The organism is Arcobacter sp. (assembly GCF_050300555.1).
In the GTDB taxonomy this organism is placed as follows: domain Bacteria; phylum Campylobacterota; class Campylobacteria; order Campylobacterales; family Arcobacteraceae; genus Arcobacter.
This window is the reverse complement of the sequence record NZ_JBNKXY010000008.1, coordinates 67,136-90,337: the sequence shown is the minus strand read 5'-3', so window position 1 is coordinate 90,337 and position 23,202 is coordinate 67,136. Positions and strand designations below refer to the sequence as shown.

The following is a 23,202-nucleotide window of genomic DNA, read 5'->3' as shown; positions in this document are numbered from 1 at the left end:
ATATAAATGTCAAGAATATTAGTTACGGGAGGGGCTGGATTTGTAGGAAATCATTTATGCAGAAAACTTCTAAAGGAAGGACATGAAGTTTTATGTCTAGATAATTTTTTTACAGGTTCTAAAAACAATATACTTGACCTTTTAGGAAATTCTTATTTCGAATTAATTAGGCATGATATACAAACACCCATACTTCTTGAAGTTGATGAAATTTACAATCTTGCTTGTCCGGCAAGCCCAGAAAGTTATCAATACGATCCTGTAGCAACAACTCGAACATCAGTATTAGGTGCTATAAATGTCCTAGATATTGCTAAAAAATGTAATGCTAAAGTATTACAAGCAAGTACATCAGAGATCTATGGAGATCCCAAAGTTCATCCTCAGACCGAAGATTATAGAGGAAATGTCAACACAATTGGAATTAGAGCATGTTACGATGAAGGGAAAAGATGTGCAGAAACATTATTCTTTGATTACAAGAGACAATATGATATTAATATTAAAATCATACGAATTTTTAATACATATGGTCCTTATATGAGTATAAATGATGGAAGAGTAATAAGTAATTTTATTGTACAAGCATTACAAAATAAAGATATTACAATTTATGGAGAAGGTAATCAAACTAGAAGTTTTCAATATATAGATGATTTAATTGATGCGATGATTATAACTATGAGTAAAGATAAAGAATTCAGTGGTCCAGTAAACATTGGAAATCCAATAGAATTTAGCATATTAGATATTGCAAAGAAAATTATTAAATTGACAAATAGTTCTAGTAAACTAATATTTTTACCATTACCTGCCGATGATCCTACTCAAAGACAACCCAATATTGATTTGGCAAAAAAAGAATTAAATTGGGAACCGAAAATAATGTTAGATGACGGTCTAAAAAAAACAATTGACTATTTTAAAAGAATTATATAATGTTAAATTCAAAAATACTAATTTCAGTTATTATTCCAATGTACAATGCAGAGAAGTTTATTGAAAAAACTATTCTTAGTATTATTAATCAAACGTTAAAAGAAATAGAAATAATTGTTGTTGACGATGCTTCAACAGACCAAAGTTATAATATTGTAAAGAATCTGTCAAATATCTATCCTAAAATTATACTTATCAAACTAAACGAAAATTATGGTAGTCCCTCATACCCTAGAAATGTTGGTGTGGAACATTCAAATGGTAAATATATTACTTTTGTAGATGCTGATGATACAATTGAAAATGTTATGTATGATAAAATGTATAAAAAGGCTATAAAAGACCATAGTGATATAGTAATTTGTGGCTATAAAGAAGTTGATGAAAATGGTGATATATTAAATAAAAAAGAATTTGATGACAATTTCTTAAATTTTTCAGATATTTTAGAAATGAATATTAATCCTGCAACCTGGAATAAGATTTATAAAAAAGAATTATTTACCAAATATAATGTTAAATTTCAACATAAAATTTTTTGTGAAGACTTAGGAAACACCCATGAGTTATTCTATTACTCCAAAAAAAATAGTTTAGTAAATGAACCACTGTATAATTATTTAGTAGCATTGCAAGGTGCATCTCAACAAAAAATTAATAAAAAGTATATAGATGATATTTTTAAAGCATTAGAAACAAATAAGTTATTTTTAATTCAGAACAACATCTTTAAAAAATATTTAGTTCATTTTTTTAGAAGATATGTAAAACAACTATTAACAATTGATAGAAAACTAACTGAATGTAAAAATGATAATTTAAAACTATATTTTAAAAATTTACTTAATACTGAGAAATTCTTTATACCTACTGATTTAGAATATTTATTAAATAGTGATAAATTATATTTTAGTAAGTATTTTTCTATTTTAAAAATTAATCACATAAACTACAAACAAAAATTTATTACAAAAGAAATATTAAATTTTTTAGGCAATATTGAATCTTTAAGTTTTATCAACTTACAAATGGCATTATTTGAAATTTATCTAAAAAAAGAAAAAGAACTCTTTATTTATGGATATGGAGCTCCTTTTAAAGTAATTGAACAATTAGTAAATAAATTAAATTTTAAAATTCTTGGTGTAATAGAAACTGAAAATAAAAATAGAACTATTAATTATCCTTATGGAAATTTGAAAAAATTCATCTCAAAAATAAACAATAAAAGCATACTCATCATTAGTGAAACATTTTATGATGAAATATTACATCAAATTATTGAATTTAAAAAAGAACATTCATTTAACTTAAATATAATTAATGAGAAATAAGCCTTTTTTTAAACACTCTTTTTATGAAAAATCTAAACATAAAAAAATATAGTTTAGTGGATATACTTCAATAACTTTTAATAAAGGAAAGAAAAATATGAAAACTTTTATTATAAATCTTAAGTGTGATATTTATAGAAAAAGACATATGCAAAAAATTTTAGAAAATACTAAATTAGACTATGAGTTTATAGATGCTATTTACGGTAAAGAATTATCAAATATTGATAATTATATTAATCACGGTAAAGAAAAATCAATTAAACTTATAGGTAGACCATTAATTCCAGGAGAAATTGGATGTATTTTAAGTCACCAAAGTATTTACAAAAAAATAATAAAAAATAATATTACTCATGCCTTAATTCTAGAAGATGACATAAATATAGATAGGGACTTGGAGCTTATCTTAAAAAGTTTTAATTATACAGAGCTAATTTTTGATATTGTTTTAATAGGATACCACGGGATAAAATCTAGAAATGATCTAAAATTAAATGGAGACTTAATAGAAAATATAAACAAAACTAATTATTTATTATTCAAGTGTAAAGAAGATGCACATGGAACATATGGTTATATCATTAGTTTAAATGGTGCTAAAAAAATCTTAAAACAATCTAGTGAATTTGATTTACCTATTGACCATTATACTGGTAATTCTAATTTAAATAATGTATTGTGTATATATCCTCAACTCATAAATATTAATTCAACTTTGTCGGATGATAGCTTATTATCAATTGAAAGAAAAAATATATGGGAAAAGATTAAAAAAGAAGAATTTACTATTAATTTGGAAATTATTTCCTATAAATTAAAAAATAATACTAAAAAGATTATTATTTATGGGTTTAATGATTTTGCAGAGGAAGTCTATAAAAAATTTTATGATAAGATAGCAATTATTATAGATAATAATAAAAATGGACTTTTAATAGATAATTTAAAAATAAAAAATTTAGATACATTTTATAAAGAAGTGACAAATGTTGAAGATTTTATATTTGTCATAACAGCTCTCAATAAAAAGACTGTAAAAGATATAAAAGAATCAATCGAACAATTGTATAATAAAAGTAAAATTATTTCAATTCATACTACAATTTAGGAGAAAAATATATGAACAAAAAAAACCTTTCGGAATTAAAATATTGGCAAAATAGATATGATATTGAAAACAATTACTTTCAAAATAGTTGGTTTAAAAAAAATATGTTAAGAATGTCAGAGGAAGATGAAAACTTTTTTACAGATAAAGTTGTTGCTGATTTCGGATGTGGTCCAAGAGGTAGCTTGGAATGGATTAAAAATTCAAAAGTAAATATAGGAATCGATGTAAATACAGATTTATATGCCGATAATTTTAAGAATTCCATTATTAATCATAATATGTTATACGTAAAATCAACAGAAAATGTAATTCCTATTCCAGATAATTATGTAGATATTTTATTTACTATTAATGCAATAGATCATGTTAATAATTTAGAAATTATGGTTAATGAATTGATAAGAATTTTAAAACCAAATGGAATATTTGCCGGCTATTTCAATTTAGAAGAACCAGCCAGTGATTGTGAACCACAAAGATTGACAGAGGAATTAATTAGTAATTTATTAGAAAATAAATTAAATATTGAAGTTTATAAAACTTCAATCATTCCTAAAGCACCAAATGATAAATATGATGCATTACATGATGAAAAAGAATTTGAAAAATATACTAAAGGAGATATTGGTTTACTATGGATAAAAGGAACAAAAAAATAGACCCATTAGTATCTATAATTATTACAACATATAATCGTTCTAATTTTTTAAAAAGGGCTTTAGATTCAGCTATAACTCAGACTTATCAAAATATAGAAATTATTATAGTGGATGATGCTTCATCAGATGATACAAGTCAAATTATAAAAGAATATATGTCTAAAGATAAAAGAATTGTATATTTAAAAAACCCTATACAATCAGGAGCAAATGTTTCAAGAAATAAAGGTATAAAATATGCAAAAGGTAGATTTATAGCAGGTTTAGATGATGATGATGAGTTTACTTCTAATAGAATTAGTCTTTTAGTAAATAATTATGATAAAAACTTTTCTTTTATTACTTCAAATAATATCATTGTTCAAGATGGACATTTTATTAACACAGAATATAAAGAAATTGTTAGTCTTAAAGATATGTTATATAATAATGTAATTGGCAATCAAGGTCTTATTGAAAAAGAAAGACTACTTAGTGTTGGACTATATGATAATAAATTATTGGCATGTCAAGATTATGATATGTGGATGAAACTTATACTTAAATATGGTCATATAAAAGTTATCAATGAAATCACTCAAATTATATATCTAGATTCAAGTTATACAAGAATTTCAACAAACTCTAGAAAAAAATTTTTAGGCTATTTTGCTTTTTATAAAAAATATAAATATCTGATGTCTGAAAAATATAGAAAATTTCACCTAATAAGAATCTATGATATAAAAAGTAAAAATACAATTGCATGTGAATTGGCAATAAAATTGTTAATAAGTAAAATAAAAAGTTCTAAAATAAAAAGTTTTTCAATATTTGGCATAAATTCTATTTCAATTGAGATTATTAAATTTATGAACAATAATAATATAAAAATTAACTATTTAATTGATTCAAATAAATTTGGCAAAAAATTTGATACATTTACAATAACAAAATTTGAAGATATCTTAAATCTTGAAACTAATTTTATCATTTGCTCTGTGTCGAGTTATGATGAAATAAAAAATATGATTTTAAATAATATCGAAGAAAAACTTCTTAATTTAATTCACATATAAATTAAAATAATTTTCAAAAAACTTTTCTAATGTAAAATTTTTTAAAACTTTTTCTCTAGCTTTTCTTTGCATTTTAACTAATACATCATAATCAGAATAAAATTCCATTATTTTATTTTTTAGTTCTTCTATATCTCTATTTTTTACTAAATAACCATCAATACCTTGTTCTATTATTTCTGGTATACCTCCAGTTGCAAAACCTATATTTGGTGTACCACTAGCCATACTTTCCAAAACAGAAATAGGAAAATTATCAGCAATTGTAGTATTTAAAAATATATCTGCACTTGAATAATACTTATTTAATGTTTTTTTATCTTCAATATATCCTATTTGAATTTTATGGAATTCTTCTAATTTTTTGCTAACTTCTTCATCAATTTTTCCTATCATCAAAATTAAAGGATTAATTTTTTTAAGTAATTTAATTGTTTCAATAGAATAAATTATACCTTTGTATGGATTATCAAAACTACTTGATGATAATAATATTATAAATTTATCTTGAGGTAATCCTAACTCTTTTCTAATAATATCTTTTTCATAAGCCTTAAATAGGTTAGTATCAACTCCATTGGAAATGACAATAGGATAACTCTTTGTATATCCTGTAGAATAAACTAAATCAGCTAACCATTTAGAAGGAGTAACAAATTGAATATTACTATTTTTCAATACATGTTTTTTTATGCTATGAAACAAAAAAGATAAATCAATGTTTTGCCCTAAAGGAAATTGCCCTAATTGTGGACAATTATAACAGATGCTTTTATATTTAGTACAATCCAATGGATTTACACACCCACCTGTGATAGCTGTACAGTCATGTAAAGTCCAAATTATTTTTTTATTTTTATCACTCAACCATTTTAAAGTTAATGGCGATATAGCAGAAGAAATATCATGGAAATGAAAGATATCGTAATCTTTTTTTATATCATATTTTTTTATTACTTTTTTCTCAAAAGGGTATAATTCCTGAAATCCTACACTTCTTAATCTATGATATATCCACTTTTCTTTTGATGTGTACAAAGGAATTATCTCAGTATATTTACTACTTCTTGCAAAATGATCAACATTTACATTATTTTTTTTTAGTAAATTTACTAAATCTTCTGCACATCTTCCTCCACCACCGCCTAATCTATCAGATTTACTTAGTATCGCTATATTCATAAACTTTCTTAATTCCAATTAATTTTTCTTTTAAATACTTACTATAAACATTTTCAAATATTTTTTTGTTTTCTTTATAACTTATAATAAAATTTTCTACATCATAAACTATATTCAAAAACTTATCTATATAAACTTTTGTTTGTGAATTTTCTAATGTTAATTCCTTTACATGATTAATATACTCAAAATTAATATACTCATCATTACACTTTTCAACTACTTCATTTTCAAAATAATTTTCTAAAAAGGCACTAATATTTCTATAGTTTTTATCTTTTATTTTATCAAAAGATATTTTTCTTTCTTTATCAATTTGTATTGCTACATTTTGTTCACAATTATAAATATTCTTATCCTGTTTCCCAAAAATATTATTACTAAAATCATCAATACAAGCCAATACAGTTACTGCTATTTGTGGGACATCTTTAAAATTAGCAAAATAAATAATATCATTTAAATCATCAAGAAACTTATTTACAAATTTTTCATATTCTTCTTTAGAAGCATATTTAGAAAAGAATACCAATCTATTCCTATAATAATAATACTGTTTAAAAGTATTTAATAAAAGTCTTCCCCCACCCTTATGCCAAACAATAGAATTTGTTATTGCATGAATTTCATAATTATTTAGTCTAACTCTAGTTGACCAATCTATATCATCCCAATAAATAAAATACTTTTCATCAAATACTCCAACTTTTTTTAATACATCTAGCCTAGTCATAAAACAACATGCTGGAACATAATCACACTTTACAGAATCTGGTAGTTCTTCTTTTACAAACTTTTTATCTTTGTAATTAAGCATGAATTCAAAGTTTTCAAAATCTAAATTTGCTCCAACCTCCTGTATTATTTCAGGTTCATCCATTTTTAAAATAGTTGCACCAACAACTCCAACTTTTGGATTTATATCTAAATAATTTTTTAAATTTATAAATGTTTTTTTATCAACTGTTGTATCGTTATCTTGAATACAAATATAAGAATACTCATTCTTTATAGCATAATTCATTCCTGTAGCAAATCCACCTGCTCCACCAGTATTTTCTTTATTTTCAATCAATATAACATTTTGAAACTCTTCCTTAATCATCTGAACACTTCCATCAATAGAAGCATTGTCAACTACTATAATGTCATAACTAATACTTGCAAAATCAGCATCTAAAATAGAATTTAAACAGTCTCTAATATACTCTTTTTTATTAAAATTGCATATCACTATTCCAAGTTCTTTAGACATCTAGTTCTCCTTCTTTTTCAACTGCATATAAAATTGTCTCATACCATCTATCTGAATGATGTCCTAAATAAAAAGTATAAGAGGAACAAATCTCATGTAGATAACTTGGTATATTCCATAAATCATCATATTTATGATATACAGCAATAGCTAATTTTGGTTTATATTTTTTAATAATTTCTTTTGCTCCAAATATAGCTTCTTTTTCAGCCCCTTCAACATCAAGCTTTATAAAATTTGGTTTTACATTGTTTTCATTACAATATTTATCTATAGAAGTTGTATTTATAATAACATCTCCATCTAATTCAATTCTTGCACCTAAAGAACAAGCCTTTTCTGAAGATGAAAATCTCAAAATACTATCTTCTTTCCATAAACCAAATTTATTAATTTTTATTTTATTTTTTGATTCTTTACAATTTTTTATTAATTCTTCATAATTCTTATCTTCTGGTTCAAAACAATGAATTTCCAAATTACTAAAGTTTTTTCCCACTTCAAAAACAGTATCTCCATTATATGCCCCACCATCAATAAAAACATCAGCTTCCTCAATTTGTACATTATGATTAAAATATTGTGAATATGGACTCTCTATTATTGAATTAAAAGTCACTCTACTTTCAATCACATTTATTAAAGTATTCTTTGATTTTTCATCATTTAATTTTAAATAAAAATTATTTAGCTTAATTAAATCATCAATAGAAGGATTCATATTAAAAATATCAAACCAGGGGTCTATAATAATTATATTTCCTTTAAATATATTTTCTTCTTTTAACTTTTTAACAATTTCGGGATACCAAGTCGAAGCAATAATTAAATTTGAAATATTATTTGAGAGTTTTTTTGAACTAAAAACTTTCAAATTATTAATTATAGTATTATCTAAATCATGATTATTATCAAAAAAACATTCTACTTCATAATCTAAACTTTGTAGTTTTGTACATACTTTTCGCCCAAAATCACCTGCCCCAAATATTGCATTTGATCCTTCTTTATTAATAAATTTTTGCAAAATATTCATAAATTTAGTTGATTTTTGGATATATAAATTATCTAATGTATTAATTTTGTTCATAAATTTCCTTGTCAAAAACTTCTAAAGCTCTTTTTATTATATCATCCATATCATAATATTTATACTCTGCAAGTCTTCCCACTAAAACTAAGTTTTTAAACTCTTTTGAATATTCTAAATATCTATTATAATTCTCTTGATTAGTAGCTGTAAAAATTGGATAATAAGGTGTATTTTTGCCTATTTTATACTCTTGTGGATACTCTTTTAAAATAGTTGTTTTATCACTTTTTGTAGGATGAATATGTTTAAACTCTGTTATTCTTGTAAACTCATAATCATTTGGATAGTTTACTGTTGCTTTTTCTTGATAATATTCATCTTCAACTGTTTCAAACTTCATTTCCACACTTCTATAAGGTAATTCTCCAAACTTATAATCAAATAGTTCATCTATTTGCCCTGTGTATATAACTTTACCTTCAAATTTTGAATCAAAAAGATAAAAATCTTTTTCTTTTAAACTACATACTTCATTAAAATCTGTATTTGTCATGATTTTTATATTTTTATAGTTCAACATCTTTTCTATCATTTTTGTATAACCATTAGCTGGAAGCATTTGATAGTTATCATTAAAATATCTATTGTCGCGTCCTATAAACACTGGAACCCTTGCTGTTACTGCTGTATCCATATCTTCAGGTTTCATTCCCCATTGTTTGGCGGTATAGTTTACAAATATTTTGTCATAAATAAAATCAGCTAAAAAAGTTAAATCTTTATCTTCTGATTTTTTAAGTTCTAAAATTGGTATTTTTGAGTTATATTCAAAGTTCGACAAAAGTTTATCTTCTAAAGCTTTTGCTTTAGATTCTGGGAATACTTCATATAAAGTATTAAAATTAAAAGGTATTGGAACTTTTTTACCATCTATGTAAGCTAGTACTTCATGATTATATATATCCCAAGAAGTAAATTGCGACAGATAATCAACAACCTCTTTATTATCTGTATGAAATAGATGAGGACCATATTTATGGATTAGAATATTATTTTCATCTTTATAATCAAAACAATTTCCACCTATATGATTTCGTTTTTCTATTATCAATACTTTTTTATCAAGTTTATTTGCGATTCTCTCTGCTAATACACACCCAGCTAATCCAGCACCCACAATTATATAATCAATCATTTATTTACCTTTTAAAATCTTTGTTGGTTTTTCATTATCAAAATGACCTCTGATTCCATCAAAAAAAGAGTTTGAAGCAAAAACCAACCTTACCCATTTTTTATCATCATAAAGAATAATATCTTTTATTAAATCAAAATATAATTTTATAGCCAAAAAATATCTTTTATAGCCTTTTCCATACTTAAGTGCAATAAAAACAGAATTTCTAAGCCCAAAATATTTAAGCCAAAGTCTTTCAAATCTTATTCTATTTTTCTTAAACCATAAAAATTGTCGTTGTATTTTTTCTTCTTGACGTTTTTCTTTATGATAAATAACACTATCATTTATCATAAGTATTTTACCAAGAGTAACTAATCTCAAACTATATTCTGTATCATCATGATGTATAAAAAATCTCTCTTGGGGAAGCCCTATTCTTTTTACAGAAGAAATAGGTATAAAAATACCCACAAAAGAAGCCATCTCTATTTCACTTTTTTCTTTTTCATACTCTTTTAAATCAATTGCTTTTTGAAAAGCTGGTAAACAATTTTCATAATCAAAAACTCCCCTATGACCAAAAGCCGAAATAACATTGTTTTCTTTTGTTCCAATTAGAGTTTTAGGTGCATAGGCACTATATTTTGTATCATCTAAATTACTTACTAAAATTTCTAAAGCATCAAGTTCTGGTTCAGCATCATCATCCATAAGCCAAACATAATCATAGCCATTATCCAAAACATACTTTACTCCAAAATAGAACCCACCTGCTCCACCAAAATTTTTTTCTAATCTTTTATAAATAAGCAGTTTATTTTCTAAATATCCATCTTCAACTATTCTTTCACCTGTACCATCTGTTGAGGCATTATCCACCAGTAAAATATCATTTTTAAAAGTTTGATTTAAAAGTGAGTCTAAGCACTCTTTTAAAAGTTCATATCTATTATAAGTAACTACGACTGTACAAATTTTCAATATTGCTCTTTTCTTCTTATCTTTTTAAATCTGTCACTAAAATTTGTTCTCTCCACAAGATTTACTTTTGTAGGTATTTTATAGTTATTTAACTTACCTTTGCAAAAAGCCCGAACTAACTTTTTTAACTCTTTCTTATCAAGCTCTTTTGAACAAACCACATCACAAACAACTGTTTGTCCTGTGATTGCATTTTGCTCACCATATACCATACAATCTTCTATCTCATCCATAGATAAAACAACCGATTCAACCTCAGCTGGTAGAACTTTTTCTCCACCTACATTGATTACTTCTTTGCCTCGACCTATAATTTTTAAATACCCATCTTCAAGTTCTTCAACCAAATCTCCAGTTTTAAACCAACCATCACTTGTAAAAGAGTCCATGTTGGCATTTAAGTAACCTAAAACTTGTGTTTTACTTCTAAGCCAAAGTTCACTTTCTACTATTTTATACTCTTGGTTTTCATCTTCTATTTTCATATATAAAGAATCAGATGACTTGGAACTTGTAGTGCTAATTCCTGTTTCACTTGTACCAAAGGTTTGTAGAAATTTTACCCTTGGAAATATCTCTTTTAGTTTTATAAGAAGTGATTCTGGCATAGCTTCAGTTCCATAAGTTATCATTCGTAAGCTTCGTAAATCATAGTTTAAATACTCGCCAGAGATTAGAATAAGATTTAAAAAGGTAGGACTTGAAGGCAACACCATGATTTTATAATCTTGTATAAGCTCACAAATTGTTTTAGCATCTCTATTTTTAGGAATGATTAGACAAGCTCCCATTGAAAGTGCATTAAAAAGTGTATTTAATCCACCTATATGGTCAAACATAAGAAAAACTAACATATTCATAGCCTTTGCTCTTTTGTCTTTGTATGTGCCTATTAGATTATCAAGATTATGTATCATAGCTTTTGGTTTACCAGTACTTCCACTTGAAAAAAGTACTAAGCCAGAGTTATTGTTATCTTTTAGAGTTTTTATCATCTCATGGGAACTATTTACAGCTAACTTATCTATTTTTATTTCGCCATCGGTTTTTATACTATATTCACAAAATGATTCTTGCATATACTCATTTTGTAGTTTTTCTAAAGTTGTAGTGATAGGTACTATTATGTTTTTATTTTCCCACAAAGCAAAAAACAAAGCAATATTTTCAAAGGAATAATCACCCAAAATAGCGACTACACTTGAAGCTTCTACTTTATCTTCTAATATCTTTTTATACTCTAAGATTTTTTCTAATAAGTTTTCATAAGAGTAACTTTTACCTTCAATTATAATGGCATCGAGTTCTTTATATGTAGAAAATTTATCAAATAAATAATTCATCAGTTACTAACTCCACCAAGATAAATTATTTGCCCTGTTATAAAATCACTCTTTTTACTAATAAAAAAATCAATCACATTTTTTATATCATCAAATTGCCCAAATCTTTTTATAGCTTGTTTTGCCAAAAGCTCATCTATTTTATCTTTTGGAACTGCTTTTATTAAGTCTGTTTGAACTGGTGTCGGTCCTATGGCATTTACTGTTATATTAAAAGGTGCTAACTCTTTTGCAGAGGTTTGGGTAAAGTTTTCTATAGCTGCTTTACTTGCAGCATATATTGCCTCTCCTTCAAGTCTTAGAGCACTTGCAACTGTTGTATAGTTTACAACTTTTCCATACTTTTGTTTCATCATTACTTTTGATACTTCTCTTGTGAAGATAAATGTTCCCAAAAAGTTTGTAGCAAATATTTTTTCTACACTTGATACAGATGTTGTAAGGATATGATTCATAGATGCCATTCCAGCATTGTTTAATAAAATATCTATTTTACCAAACTCTTTTTTTACACTTCTTATCATCTTTATAATTGCTTTTTCATTATTTACTTCTAAAGAAAAATGTCTATAGTTTTCATGTTTTATAGAACTCTCCCCCCTTGAGCAACCTATTACTATCTCACCATTTTCTAAATAGTAGTTTGATAAAGCTTGCCCTATTCCTTTTGATGTTCCAGTTATAACTATAATTTGACTCATTACTCTTCCAAAAGCGATTTAATATAAGTTGTTAAACTCTCAACACTTCTAAAAGGAGAAGTTTTAGCACTCATAGCCTTCTCATCTGCTAAAACAATATCTTTTTCAAATTCATCACTAATTCGCTCTTCTAAATCAGTTATAAAAGATACTAAAGCTAGGGAATCCATAGCATTTGTTCCATACAGTTTTGTTTTACTATTAGGATTTTCAAAATTTTCATTTTCTAGTTCTTCGTTTAGTTCAACTAAAGTTTCACATATTATATTTTCTATTTTTTCTAGCATCTCTTCTCCTACTCTACTCTATCACCCAAAGTATAATCTTTTGTAGCCTTTGTACCTATTATATCTTTTTTATATTTAGGATGTTTGCCATACCCTGGCCTTACACTTTTTATGTTTTCTTGTGAAAAAAACTCACCCTTTTTTATATCTTTACATACATATAAGCTTCTACAAAATCTTCTTTGAGCTTCTCTTTTTTCATCAAGTCTATAATCAACTCTTCCTAAAAGTTTTTCTGTATCTCTTATATCTTTTACCATCTTAGTAAATTCGACCTTATCCATTGAAAACTCACTATCCGGTCCTCCAATAGATTTATCTATTATAAAATGTTTTTCTATAACTCTAGCACCAAGTGTAACAGCAGCTATTGGAGCAGTACTTCCAATAGTATGATCAGAAAATCCACTTATTACATCAAAGGTTTCAGCCATATCTGGTATCATTTTTAAATTTGCCAACTCCATTGGAGCTGGATAAGCACTTGTGCATTTTAAAAGTATGATATTTTTGTTTCCCACTCTTTTACAGATGTTTACCACATCTTCTATCTCTTCATAGGTAGCTATTCCTGTACTTATAATTATAGGTTTCATTTTAGAAGCCACATACTCTACAAGCTCATAATCAGTAATTTCAAAAGAGGCTATTTTGTAAGCACTTGGATTAAACTGCTCTAAAAAATCAACAGAACTTTTGTCAAAAGGAGTTGAAAAAATATCTATATCAAGGCTTCTAGCATAAGAAAAAAGCTCTTCATGCCACTCCCAAGGAGTAAAAGCTTCTTCATAAAGTTCATAAAGACTCTTGCCATCCCATAAAGTTCCACCATCAATCATAAAATCATCTTTTTTACAATCTAAAGTTATGGTATCAGCTCTATATGTTTGGATTTTGATTGCATCAGCACCACTCTCTTTTGCTGCTTTTATTGTATCAAGAGCAGTTTGTAAAGAGCCATTATGATTTGCACTAAGTTCTGCTACTATATATGTTTTATCCGTAGTAAAATCAAACTTCCCTATTTTCAAACTTCAACTCCATCATAAGAAATTATCTCAAAATCAAACTTTTTAAACTGTTTCATCACTCTTTTTAAAAATGGTTTTTCTTTTGCTCTTTCAAACTCATCCTTGCTCATCTTCATAGATATTATTTTATCATCTTCTTTGAAAATATTAAAGCCCAAGTTTTTGTCATAAGATATTGTATTTATATTCTCTTTTTTAACATCTAAAAATATCTCTTCTTTTTGAAAAGTTTTAAAAATATACTCTAAAAAGTAAAGAGGAACTAGAGACTTGATAATAATATTTGCCTCTTCTAAAAAAAAAATTCCCCACTTAATATCTTTATTTATATTAAAAATATTTACTCCACCTATAATTTTATCTTCAAAAATTATGGCAAAAAACTTTTTATCACTATTTTTTAAACCCTTTACAAAGCTAATATGATTTACAAACTCAATAACACCTGTATCTAAAGATACATCTCTTATATACTCTTTGTTTCTTATGTCCAAAAGTTCTCTATGCTCTTCATTTGATAAAAAAAGATAATCTTTTAATACTATTTTATTCATATCTTTGCCTCAAACTTTTCTAAAAAATCTTTTTTTGAAAACCTTTTCATACAAGCATATTTATTCTTTTTTAAATACTTCATCATAAACTTTTGATTTGTAGCTGTTTGTATAGCTATGAACTCTTTATTTAAAAATATTATTTCATGTAAAATTGTACTTGGACTTACTATTGCTAAGTCTATTTTATGGATTAGTTTGGCTACATTTTTACTATTTATTATTAGTTTTATATTTTCAAAATCTTTTATATAAGTTTTTAGGCTATTTATATTTTTATTTGCATGGGTTGTTAGAAGATAGATTTTTATATCTTTTTTCTCTTTTAGACTTTTCAAAACTTTTAATGAAATATTATCAAAATCACTTCCACCAAAGGCTATTAATATTTTTTTCTTTTTTGATTTATTTCGTCTCAAATGTTCATAATACTTAAACTCTTCTCGTATTAAAGTAAATTTTTTACCACATCTTAACTCACAACTCTCTGGCACCAAATCTTTATACTTTTTTTCTTGGGCATAAATATTATGGTTTAATAAAATATCGCAATAATGTTTTTCATAAGTATCATCAAAAACTAAAATTTTCAAACTAGGATTTTGATTTTTTATTTCTTCTTCATAATTATAATCTATCTCATAATGGTCAATAATTAGAAAATCTATATTTAAACTCTTTATCAAAGCATCTAACTCTTCCACATCATTTAAGTTTAATATTTTTAAGTCATAGCCTGCATCTATGATTTTGCTATTTATATTTCCATCCAATTCTTGACAAGCAAAAGTTATATTTGAGTTAAAATATCTCTGCACTAAAACCAAATCCCTCATAATATGCCCAATACCAATTTTGGATGAAGAATCAACTCTAACTAAAATATTTTTCATAAAATTTTCTTTTGTCTCTTTAAAACTTCATATAAAACTTCAGCTCTCTCCCAATCTTCCAAGGTATCAATATCTTGAACTAAATATCTTGGAAGTACAATAGGAATAGAATCTTTCCCAAACATCACATCACTAGATTGTTTATGTAAATTTTTCCAATAAAATTGTCCAGCATCTTGATAAGCTTCTTCCAAGTCTTGACTTCGTTTAGAAAAATTTTCAGGCCAAAACATCTCACATCTGTCATCTTTAATTTTAAAAGTTCTCTGAATAGGAAAAGGCATAGAAGTTGCACTGAAAGAGTTAACAGCATCACTATTTTGAAGTTTTTCAAAACCTTCTTTTAAATATTTTACTTGAAGTAAAGGAGCTGTAGCATAAATGCTACAAACAAAATCATAATTTTCCCCTTGAGATTTCAAATAAGACAAAGCATGGTTTATAATTGGTCCTGTTCCTATATAATCATCACAAAATTCAAGAGGTCGTACAAAAGGAACTTCCGCTCCATATTTTTTTGCAATTTCACTAATAGTTTCATCTTCTGTTGAAACTATTATCCTGTCAAAAAGCTTGGATTCTATAGCTGTTTCAATAGTATATGCAATTAAAGGTTTTCCAAAAAAATCTTTTATATTTTTTTTAGGGATTCTTTTGCTTCCTGCTCTTGCAGGAATAATTGCAACACAACTAATTTGTTTCATACTTACTTGCCAATATGCTATTTTCAATTCTTAAGCATGGAATACCATCGATAGAAGGATACATACTTAAGGCCTCTTCGCTAAAATAGCCATCTTTTGTTTTTATTAGTGGAGTTTTATACCTAGGACAAGCAAAAATGTGGTTATCCTTATTATTTAAATCAAAATTACTTTTTTTGATGACTATTGCACTTGTTGGATTTTGAATATTCAATGGATTTTTAAATATTTTATAATCAACAACTTCATATCCTAGATTATTTGATATCTCCTTTAAATTTTTACAATATCCATGTTCATCCATTCTTCTTTTTTCTTCTTCAGAAGCAATATCATAATCAGGTTCAACCAAAATCACATAATATTTTGCAACTCTATAAAGTTCTTCTATTATCTCTTTTTCTTTTCCCCCATTTGGCTCAATAGAGTGAGCTGTATAAACTACATCTATACTATTATCACAAAATGGCATATTAAACATATCTCCTGTACAAAGTTTTGTATTTTGAAAATTATGTGATTCAAGCCATTTTTTAGCATACTTTACCCTAGACCAACTTATATCAAAACCATAACTTTCAATATCTTTATCTAGGTTTTTTAAAACACCACCCATAGTAGTTGCTTCGCCTATTCCTGCTTCTAAAATAGTCTTAGGATTATAAATAGAAAGTATCACATCTGATATCTCTTTTGTATATTTTTCCAATAAAGGTTTTAAGTTAGGATCTCTCCATTTATTTGTATATGTCCCTGCTTGTAAATCATAAGATAAAGCTATCATATCTTTTGTATTTTGTGTAGTATTATTTTGTGATTTTAAAAATTTAATTATGTTTTGTCCACTATCATATATCTTTTTTATTTGATTAGGTGTTTTCAATTTAATTATCCTTTATTTCCTACTATTTTTAGTATCTTGTCTATAATATAATCTTGTTCTTCATTTGTCAAAGTTGGATAAAGAGGTAAAGAAATAGCCTGTTTATAATAGTTATCCATAATAGGCGTATTTTCTTTTCCATATCCCAAATTTTTATAATATGGCTGTTTATTAATAGGTATATAGTGAAACTGTAAACCTATATTTTTTTCTCTCATTTTAATTACAAACTCTTTTTTATTAGTATCAAATTTTTCAAAATCAATATACACCACAAAAAGATGATAAGCAGATTCATTAGTAAAATCATATATTGGTTTTATGAACTCATATTTTTCTAAAATCTCACAATATCTTTTTGCTTTTTCTCGTCTTTTATCTAAAAACTCATCTAATCTATTTAGTTGAGAAATACCTAAAGCACATGCTATATCTGTAAGTCTATAATTAAATCCCAACTCAGTCATATCATAATGCCAAGGTGCAACTTCACTATTTGCTTTCATACCATGATTTCTCAAAACTAAAAGCTTCTCATAAATCTCTTTTGAGTTTGTAGTTATAGCTCCACCCTCTCCTGTAGTAAAGCCTTTTACAGGATGAAAAGAAAAAGTTGAAACATCACTATTAATACAAGAACCAGCCTTTATACCATCATAACTTGCCCCAATTGAATGAGCACAATCCTCTAATATTTTAATATTATATTTATCTTTTAACTCTTTAAGTCTTTTTTGATCTATGCTAAGTCCTGAAAAATGAACCACATAAATTGCTTTGATAGAAGAATCATTTTTTAATGCTTCTTCACATAAATCAAGGTCTATATTTCCATCTTCTTTAATATCAACAAATATCGGTTTTGCATTTACATAAAGAATCGAGTTAGATGTTGCTAAAAAAGAGTTTACAGTTGTAAGAACTTTATCATTCTCATTTAAAAGTACAAGTGAAGCTAAATGTAAAGCAGCCGTTCCATTTGATACAACAACACAATATTTAGCACTTGTGTATTTACAAAGAGCCTCTTCAAACTCTTTTATTTTTGGTCCCGTAGTTAAATAATCACTTTTTAATGTTTCAACAACAGCTTGAATATCTTCATCTAAAATATTTTGTTTACTATAAGGAATAAAGTTCATTTCAATCATTTTTTATCACTTATTAAAATAAAGACTGTATATCATTTTAATACCTTCTTCTAGCTCAATTTTATGTTTCCATCCCAACTTATGTAACTTAGTAGTATCAGTAAGCTTTTGTATTGTTCCATCAGGTTTTTGAGTATTAAATACTAATTTTCCTTTAAACCCAACAATATCTTTTATAAGTAAAGCTAACTCTTTAATAGATATATCACTACCTGTACCAATATTAATATGAGTATTTTTTATCTCTTTATCATCATTATTAAATGTATCTATAAAATTTCTATTTTCAAGTAAAAAAACACAAGCATCTGCCATATCTTCAGAGTATAAAAATTCTCTTCTTGGTTTTCCAGAACCCCAAATTTCAACTGAATCTTTTGTAACCCTAAATTTTTTAAGATAAATAGTTGCCTCATCCATAGAATTCATATTTAAATCTTTTAAAACTTCATCATACTTTTCTTCATTTAAAAGTTTTGCCAAATATACTTTTCTAATAAGAGCTGGTAATACATGAGATTTTTCTAAATCATAATTATCATTTGGTCCATAAAGATTTGTAGGCATTACAGATATAAAGTTTGTATCATATTGAATATTATAACTTTCACACATTTTAATACCAGCAATTTTAGCTATTGCATATGGCTCATTTGTGTATTCTAAAGGAGATGTTAATAAACTATCTTCACTCATAGGTTGTGGAGCATTTTTTGGATAAATACAAGTTGAACCTAAGAAGAGTAGTTTTTTTACTTTATGAACATAACTTTGATGAATAATGTTATTTTGAATTTGCAAGTTTTCATAAATGAAGTCTGCACGATATGTATTATTTGCAACTATTCCACCTACTTTTGCAGCAGCTAATATTACATATTCTGGTTTCTCACTTTGAAAGAAATTTTCTACATCTTTTTGATTTAGTAAGTCTAATTCCTTATGAGTTCTATGTATTAAATTAGTATAGCCTTTAGAAATTAAATTTTTAACTATTGCTGAACCAACTAATCCCGTATGCCCTGCAATATAAATTTTACTATCTTTATTCAAAATTTTTATTCCTATTCATAATAACTCATAATTTTATATCCACCATCTTTTAAGTAAACATCTTTTGTCATTAGTTTTAAATCACTTTTCATCATATCATTAACTAAATCTTGCAGTTTAAACTCTCTCTTCCATCCAAGTTTTGTTTCTGCTTTACTAGGATCACCTAAAAGCAAATCAACCTCTGTTGGTCTAAAGTATCTTGGATCTACAGCAACAACTTCTTTTCCTATTTCAAGTTGATAATTAGAATTTGAACAAGATACAACATATCCTTTTTCATTTACACCTTCACCTTTAAACTCTAAAATAATTCCAGCATATTCAAATGCCATTTTTACAAAATCTCGAACTTTAGTTGTTTGTCCAGTTGCTATTACCCAATCTTCTGGCTCTTCTGCTTGTAAAATCATCCACATCATTCGTACATAATCTTTTGCATGTCCCCAATCTCTTTTTGCATCTAGATTTCCTAGATATAGTTTATCTTGTAATCCTAGTGCTATTTTAGAAGCTGCTCTTGTAATTTTTCTTGTTACAAATGTTTCACCTCGCACTGGTGATTCATGGTTAAATAAAATACCATTACAAGCAAACATACCATAAGCTTCTCTATAGTTTACTGTTATCCAATATGCATACATTTTTGCTACAGCATATGGACTTCTTGGATAAAATGGTGTTGTCTCACTTTGAGGTATTTCTTGAACTTTTCCATAAAGTTCTGATGTTGAGGCTTGATATATTCTTGTTTTATTTGTAAGTCCCAATAACTTAACAGCTTCAAGAATTCTTAGTGTCCCAGTCCCATCCGCATTTGCTACATATTCTGGTGTTTCAAATGATACATGGACATGACTCATAGCAGCTAAGTTGTATATCTCATCAGGTTGTGTTTCTTGAATAATACGCGTAAGGTTCATAGAATCTGTCATATCACCAAAGTGCAAAATTAAATTTCTATTTTCTACATGGGGGTCCTCATAAAGATGATCTATTCTATCTGTATTAAACAAAGAAGTTCTTCTTTTGATACCATGAACAATATAACCTTTTTTTAGCAAAAATTCAGTTAAATAACTCCCATCTTGTCCTGTTATACCTGTAATTAGTGCTACTTTTTTCTTTGTCATAATTACTTAATCCTTAAAATTATTATATATTTCTAGTCTCTTTTAAAATCATCATCAATTCTAACAATATCATCTTCACCTGTATACTCACCTACTTGTGCTTCAATAATAACTAATGGTAGTTTACCTTGATTTTCAAGTCTATGAAGTTGTCCAGCTTTTATATAAGTGCTTTCATTTGGATTTAAAATAAAAGTTTTATCATCAATTGTAACTGTCGCACTTCCAGATACTACTATCCAATGTTCATTTCTATGAAAATGTTTTTGTAAAGAAAGTCTCGAATTTGGTTTTACAATTATTTTTTTTATTTTATATCCATTTGAATCCTCTAAAACCGTATATGTTCCCCATGGTCTATGCCCAGTTAGGTGAATATTATGAAGTTCACTTTTTTGTTCTTTTAATTTTTGAACAACTTGTTTTACTTTTTGTGAACTTCCTTTTTTTGAAACTAAAATGGCATCACCAGTATCAATAACAATACAATCTTCCATATCTACTGTTGCTATTTTTCTATCATTACCATAAATTAAATTGTTAGTTGAATCTATACATATATGACTATCATTTATTGTATTATTATTGTCATCTTTAGGAAGTTCATCATACAAACTATCAAAGCTTCCCACATCACTCCAAGAAATATCAGAAGGTATTACTTTTACTTTACTTGATTTTTCCATTACAGCATAATCAATAGAATCTTCTTTAATATTTAACATATCATCATGTTTTATTCTTATTATATTTTCTTTATTTGCATTATTAAATGCTATTAAAGAGTTTTCATAAATTTCTGAAGAATAGTTCTTAAGTTCTTCTAAAAATACTCCTGCTTTAAAACAAAACATTCCTGAATTCCAATAATAATTTCCAGCTTCTAAATATTGTGTTGCTACATCAAAGTCAGGTTTTTCATGGAAGGCTTTTACATCATAGATATTTGTTGATTCAATATATCCATATCCTGTTTCTGCAAAAGTAGGAGTTATACCAAAGGTTACTAATTTATTGTCATTTGCAAATTCTTTAGCTTGATTTATAACTTTTTCGTATTCAATTTCATTTTTTATTAAATGATCTGAAGGGGTTACTAAAACTAATTCTTCATTATCTAACCCCATACAAGCTAGTGCAATAGCAGGTGCAGTGTTTCTTCCTATTGGCTCTAAAAGAAATTTATTATTTGTTTTATTTAATTCTTCTAATTGGTCTAAAGCCAAAAAATATTGTTCTGAATTTGAAACTATAAATTGACTTTCACATAATTTTGAGTTTCTCTCAATTGTTAATTGAAATAGAGATTTATTTGAAAATAGTTTAACAAATTGTTTTGGCATAAGTGTTCGGCTTATTGGCCATAGTCTAGTTCCACTTCCTCCACATAAAATTATGTTAGTCATTGTTAGCACCTAAATCTTTTCTATTAAATCTAAAAACTCTTTTTCTTCTAACCATTCACTATTTTTAGTTGAATTATATTCAAAGCCTTGTTCTACTTGAATACCCTTTTCCCCTAAATTATTTTCCATATAATCTCTAACTGCATGAAATTTAATTGTTGGACCTATTACAAAATGGTCATCAAATTCTATAGTAAGATGTGAATCATCAGATGGACACATTATTTCATGAAGCTTTTCACCAGGTCTTATTCCCACTATTTCATGTGGTAAATTTGGTGCCATTGCCTTCGCTAAATCTACTATTTTCATAGATGGGATTTTTGGTACAAAAATTTCTCCACCCTTCATTCTCTCAAAATTTTTAAGAACAAATTCAACACCTTGCTCTAATGTAATCATAAATCTTGTCATTTTTTCATCAGTAATTGGTAAAGACTTAGTCCCATTTGAAATTAATTTTTGAAAATAAGGAACAACAGATCCCCTACTTCCCAAAACATTCCCATATCTTACAACAGAAAAAGAAATATCTCGTTTACCAACTAAGTTATTTGCTGCAACAAAAAGTTTATCTGATACTAATTTTGTAGCTCCATAAAGATTTACTGGATTTGCAGCTTTATCTGTTGAAAGTGCAATTACTTTTTTAACCCTATTTTCAATTGCTGCATCAATAACATTTTGAGCACCATCAATATTCGTTTTTATACACTCCATTGGGTTATACTCTGCTATTGGCACATGCTTAAGTGCTGCTGCATGGATTACATAATCAACTTCACTCATAGCTTTTTTTAATCTATTTGCATCCCTTACATCACCAATAAAATATCTCATACATTTGTCGTTGTAGTCTTGGGACATCTCATACTGTTTCAGCTCATCTCTTGAATAAATTATAATTTTATTTGGTTTATACCTTTTGAGTATCATTTGAGTAAACTTTTTACCAAAACTTCCCGTTCCACCAGTAATTAAAATATTTTTATCATTAAACATGAAAAGCCTTTTATTATAATTGTTTGATTTTACCCAATTAATTATTTAACTTTTATTTTAAGAGCAAATATGTAATAATTTAATAAATTTAAACTTAGGTATTTTATGTCAGAGAATTCTATTCCAGAAGATATTATTAAAATTCAAAAAAAACTTGCTAGCTTTGAAAAAGGTTCAAGAAATTATAAAAAATATACAAAAATACTTGCTAAACACATAAAAAAATTTACTATGAAAAAAAGAGTAACCTCCCATATTAAGACTATTGAGACTGTTCAAAAGATTGATGAAGAGTTAAATAAAAAAAATGAAGAATAAATTTTATT

General features: G+C 26.5%; 24 protein-coding genes. 6 read left to right on the top strand and 18 right to left on the bottom strand.

Features of this window, described 5'->3' with window-relative positions; all coding sequences use genetic code 11:
- Window positions 1-6 precede the first annotated feature (6 nt).
- From ACQY5W_RS07710 to ACQY5W_RS07690, 5 genes are all read left to right on the top strand, one after another.
- A complete protein-coding gene (locus ACQY5W_RS07710) occupies window positions 7-939 on the top strand; it encodes a UDP-glucuronic acid decarboxylase family protein (protein WP_428024384.1) in 933 nt (310 codons plus the stop codon).
- On the top strand, window positions 939-2,273 hold the full coding sequence (locus tag ACQY5W_RS07705; RefSeq protein WP_428024383.1) for a glycosyltransferase family 2 protein: 1,335 nt from the start codon (window positions 939-941) through the stop codon (window positions 2,271-2,273). The genes ACQY5W_RS07710 and ACQY5W_RS07705 overlap by 1 nt, the downstream gene beginning before the upstream one ends.
- 97 nt (window positions 2,274-2,370) lie before the next feature.
- Complete coding sequence (locus tag ACQY5W_RS07700; protein ID WP_428024382.1) at window positions 2,371-3,384, top strand: glycosyltransferase family 25 protein; 1,014 nt, start codon at window positions 2,371-2,373, stop codon at window positions 3,382-3,384.
- Between the two features lie 11 nt (window positions 3,385-3,395).
- Window positions 3,396-4,046, top strand: a complete 651-nt coding sequence (locus ACQY5W_RS07695) for a methyltransferase domain-containing protein (RefSeq protein ID WP_428024381.1) — start codon at window positions 3,396-3,398, stop codon at window positions 4,044-4,046.
- Window positions 4,022-5,104: a glycosyltransferase gene (locus ACQY5W_RS07690; RefSeq protein WP_428024380.1), complete on the top strand. Its 1,083-nt coding sequence runs from the start codon at window positions 4,022-4,024 to the stop codon at window positions 5,102-5,104. The genes ACQY5W_RS07695 and ACQY5W_RS07690 overlap by 25 nt, the downstream gene beginning before the upstream one ends.
- On the opposite strand, the gene ACQY5W_RS07685 is transcribed toward ACQY5W_RS07690, so the two are convergent.
- Genes ACQY5W_RS07685 through pseB form a run of 18 tightly spaced genes read right to left on the bottom strand, consistent with a single transcriptional unit; the run spans window position 5,090 to window position 22,876 of the window.
- A complete protein-coding gene (locus ACQY5W_RS07685; protein WP_428024379.1) occupies window positions 5,090-6,286 on the bottom strand; it encodes a glycosyltransferase in 1,197 nt (398 codons plus the stop codon). The genes ACQY5W_RS07690 and ACQY5W_RS07685 overlap by 15 nt on opposite strands.
- Window positions 6,264-7,541, bottom strand: coding sequence for a glycosyltransferase family 2 protein (locus tag ACQY5W_RS07680; RefSeq protein WP_428024378.1), 1,278 nt, complete (start codon window positions 7,539-7,541; stop codon window positions 6,264-6,266). The genes ACQY5W_RS07685 and ACQY5W_RS07680 overlap by 23 nt, the downstream gene beginning before the upstream one ends.
- Window positions 7,534-8,631, bottom strand: coding sequence for an FkbM family methyltransferase (locus ACQY5W_RS07675; RefSeq protein WP_428024377.1), 1,098 nt, complete (start codon window positions 8,629-8,631; stop codon window positions 7,534-7,536). Before ACQY5W_RS07675 ends, ACQY5W_RS07680 begins: the two co-directional genes overlap by 8 nt.
- Entirely contained in the window at window positions 8,618-9,769 is a 1,152-nt protein-coding gene (gene glf, locus ACQY5W_RS07670) for a UDP-galactopyranose mutase (protein WP_428024376.1), read from the bottom strand. Before glf ends, ACQY5W_RS07675 begins: the two co-directional genes overlap by 14 nt.
- On the bottom strand, window positions 9,770-10,735 hold the full coding sequence (locus tag ACQY5W_RS07665; RefSeq protein ID WP_428024375.1) for a glycosyltransferase: 966 nt from the start codon (window positions 10,733-10,735) through the stop codon (window positions 9,770-9,772).
- Window positions 10,732-12,078: an ANL family adenylate-forming protein gene (locus ACQY5W_RS07660; RefSeq protein WP_428024374.1), complete on the bottom strand. Its 1,347-nt coding sequence runs from the start codon at window positions 12,076-12,078 to the stop codon at window positions 10,732-10,734. Before ACQY5W_RS07660 ends, ACQY5W_RS07665 begins: the two co-directional genes overlap by 4 nt.
- On the bottom strand, window positions 12,078-12,779 hold the full coding sequence (locus ACQY5W_RS07655) for an SDR family NAD(P)-dependent oxidoreductase (RefSeq protein WP_428024373.1): 702 nt from the start codon (window positions 12,777-12,779) through the stop codon (window positions 12,078-12,080). The genes ACQY5W_RS07660 and ACQY5W_RS07655 overlap by 1 nt, the downstream gene beginning before the upstream one ends.
- The gene (locus ACQY5W_RS07650; protein ID WP_428024372.1) at window positions 12,779-13,066 is read right to left on the bottom strand and encodes a hypothetical protein; all 288 of its coding nucleotides are present in this window, start codon (window positions 13,064-13,066) and stop codon (window positions 12,779-12,781) included. Before ACQY5W_RS07650 ends, ACQY5W_RS07655 begins: the two co-directional genes overlap by 1 nt.
- Window positions 13,067-13,074: 8 nt before the next feature.
- A complete protein-coding gene (gene pseI / locus ACQY5W_RS07645; protein ID WP_428024371.1) occupies window positions 13,075-14,097 on the bottom strand; it encodes a pseudaminic acid synthase in 1,023 nt (340 codons plus the stop codon).
- Window positions 14,094-14,651, bottom strand: a complete 558-nt coding sequence (locus ACQY5W_RS07640) for a hypothetical protein (protein WP_428024370.1) — start codon at window positions 14,649-14,651, stop codon at window positions 14,094-14,096. The genes pseI and ACQY5W_RS07640 overlap by 4 nt, the downstream gene beginning before the upstream one ends.
- Window positions 14,648-15,544 (bottom strand): UDP-2,4-diacetamido-2,4,6-trideoxy-beta-L-altropyranose hydrolase, encoded by an 897-nt coding sequence (gene pseG, locus ACQY5W_RS07635; RefSeq protein WP_428024369.1) that lies wholly within the window; start codon window positions 15,542-15,544, stop codon window positions 14,648-14,650. Before pseG ends, ACQY5W_RS07640 begins: the two co-directional genes overlap by 4 nt.
- Window positions 15,541-16,248: a pseudaminic acid cytidylyltransferase gene (pseF, locus tag ACQY5W_RS07630; protein WP_428024368.1), complete on the bottom strand. Its 708-nt coding sequence runs from the start codon at window positions 16,246-16,248 to the stop codon at window positions 15,541-15,543. Before pseF ends, pseG begins: the two co-directional genes overlap by 4 nt.
- Window positions 16,235-17,131, bottom strand: coding sequence for a class I SAM-dependent methyltransferase (locus ACQY5W_RS07625; RefSeq protein WP_428024367.1), 897 nt, complete (start codon window positions 17,129-17,131; stop codon window positions 16,235-16,237). Before ACQY5W_RS07625 ends, pseF begins: the two co-directional genes overlap by 14 nt.
- 5 nt (window positions 17,132-17,136) lie before the next feature.
- Complete coding sequence (gene pseC / locus ACQY5W_RS07620; protein ID WP_428024366.1) at window positions 17,137-18,282, bottom strand: UDP-4-amino-4,6-dideoxy-N-acetyl-beta-L-altrosamine transaminase; 1,146 nt, start codon at window positions 18,280-18,282, stop codon at window positions 17,137-17,139.
- Between the two features lie 6 nt (window positions 18,283-18,288).
- The gene (locus tag ACQY5W_RS07615; protein WP_428024365.1) at window positions 18,289-19,335 is read right to left on the bottom strand and encodes a GDP-L-fucose synthase family protein; all 1,047 of its coding nucleotides are present in this window, start codon (window positions 19,333-19,335) and stop codon (window positions 18,289-18,291) included.
- Between the two features lie 11 nt (window positions 19,336-19,346).
- On the bottom strand, window positions 19,347-20,468 hold the full coding sequence (gene gmd / locus ACQY5W_RS07610) for a GDP-mannose 4,6-dehydratase (protein ID WP_428024364.1): 1,122 nt from the start codon (window positions 20,466-20,468) through the stop codon (window positions 19,347-19,349).
- Window positions 20,469-20,500: 32 nt separating this feature from the next.
- Window positions 20,501-21,874: a mannose-1-phosphate guanylyltransferase/mannose-6-phosphate isomerase gene (locus ACQY5W_RS07605; protein WP_428024363.1), complete on the bottom strand. Its 1,374-nt coding sequence runs from the start codon at window positions 21,872-21,874 to the stop codon at window positions 20,501-20,503.
- 9 nt (window positions 21,875-21,883) lie between these two features.
- The gene (pseB, locus tag ACQY5W_RS07600) at window positions 21,884-22,876 is read right to left on the bottom strand and encodes a UDP-N-acetylglucosamine 4,6-dehydratase (inverting) (RefSeq protein ID WP_428024362.1); all 993 of its coding nucleotides are present in this window, start codon (window positions 22,874-22,876) and stop codon (window positions 21,884-21,886) included.
- 105 nt (window positions 22,877-22,981) lie between these two features.
- Here pseB and ACQY5W_RS07595 point away from each other — a divergent pair, with 105 nt between their 5' ends.
- Window positions 22,982-23,194: a hypothetical protein gene (locus ACQY5W_RS07595; RefSeq protein ID WP_428024361.1), complete on the top strand. Its 213-nt coding sequence runs from the start codon at window positions 22,982-22,984 to the stop codon at window positions 23,192-23,194.
- Window positions 23,195-23,202 lie beyond the last annotated feature (8 nt).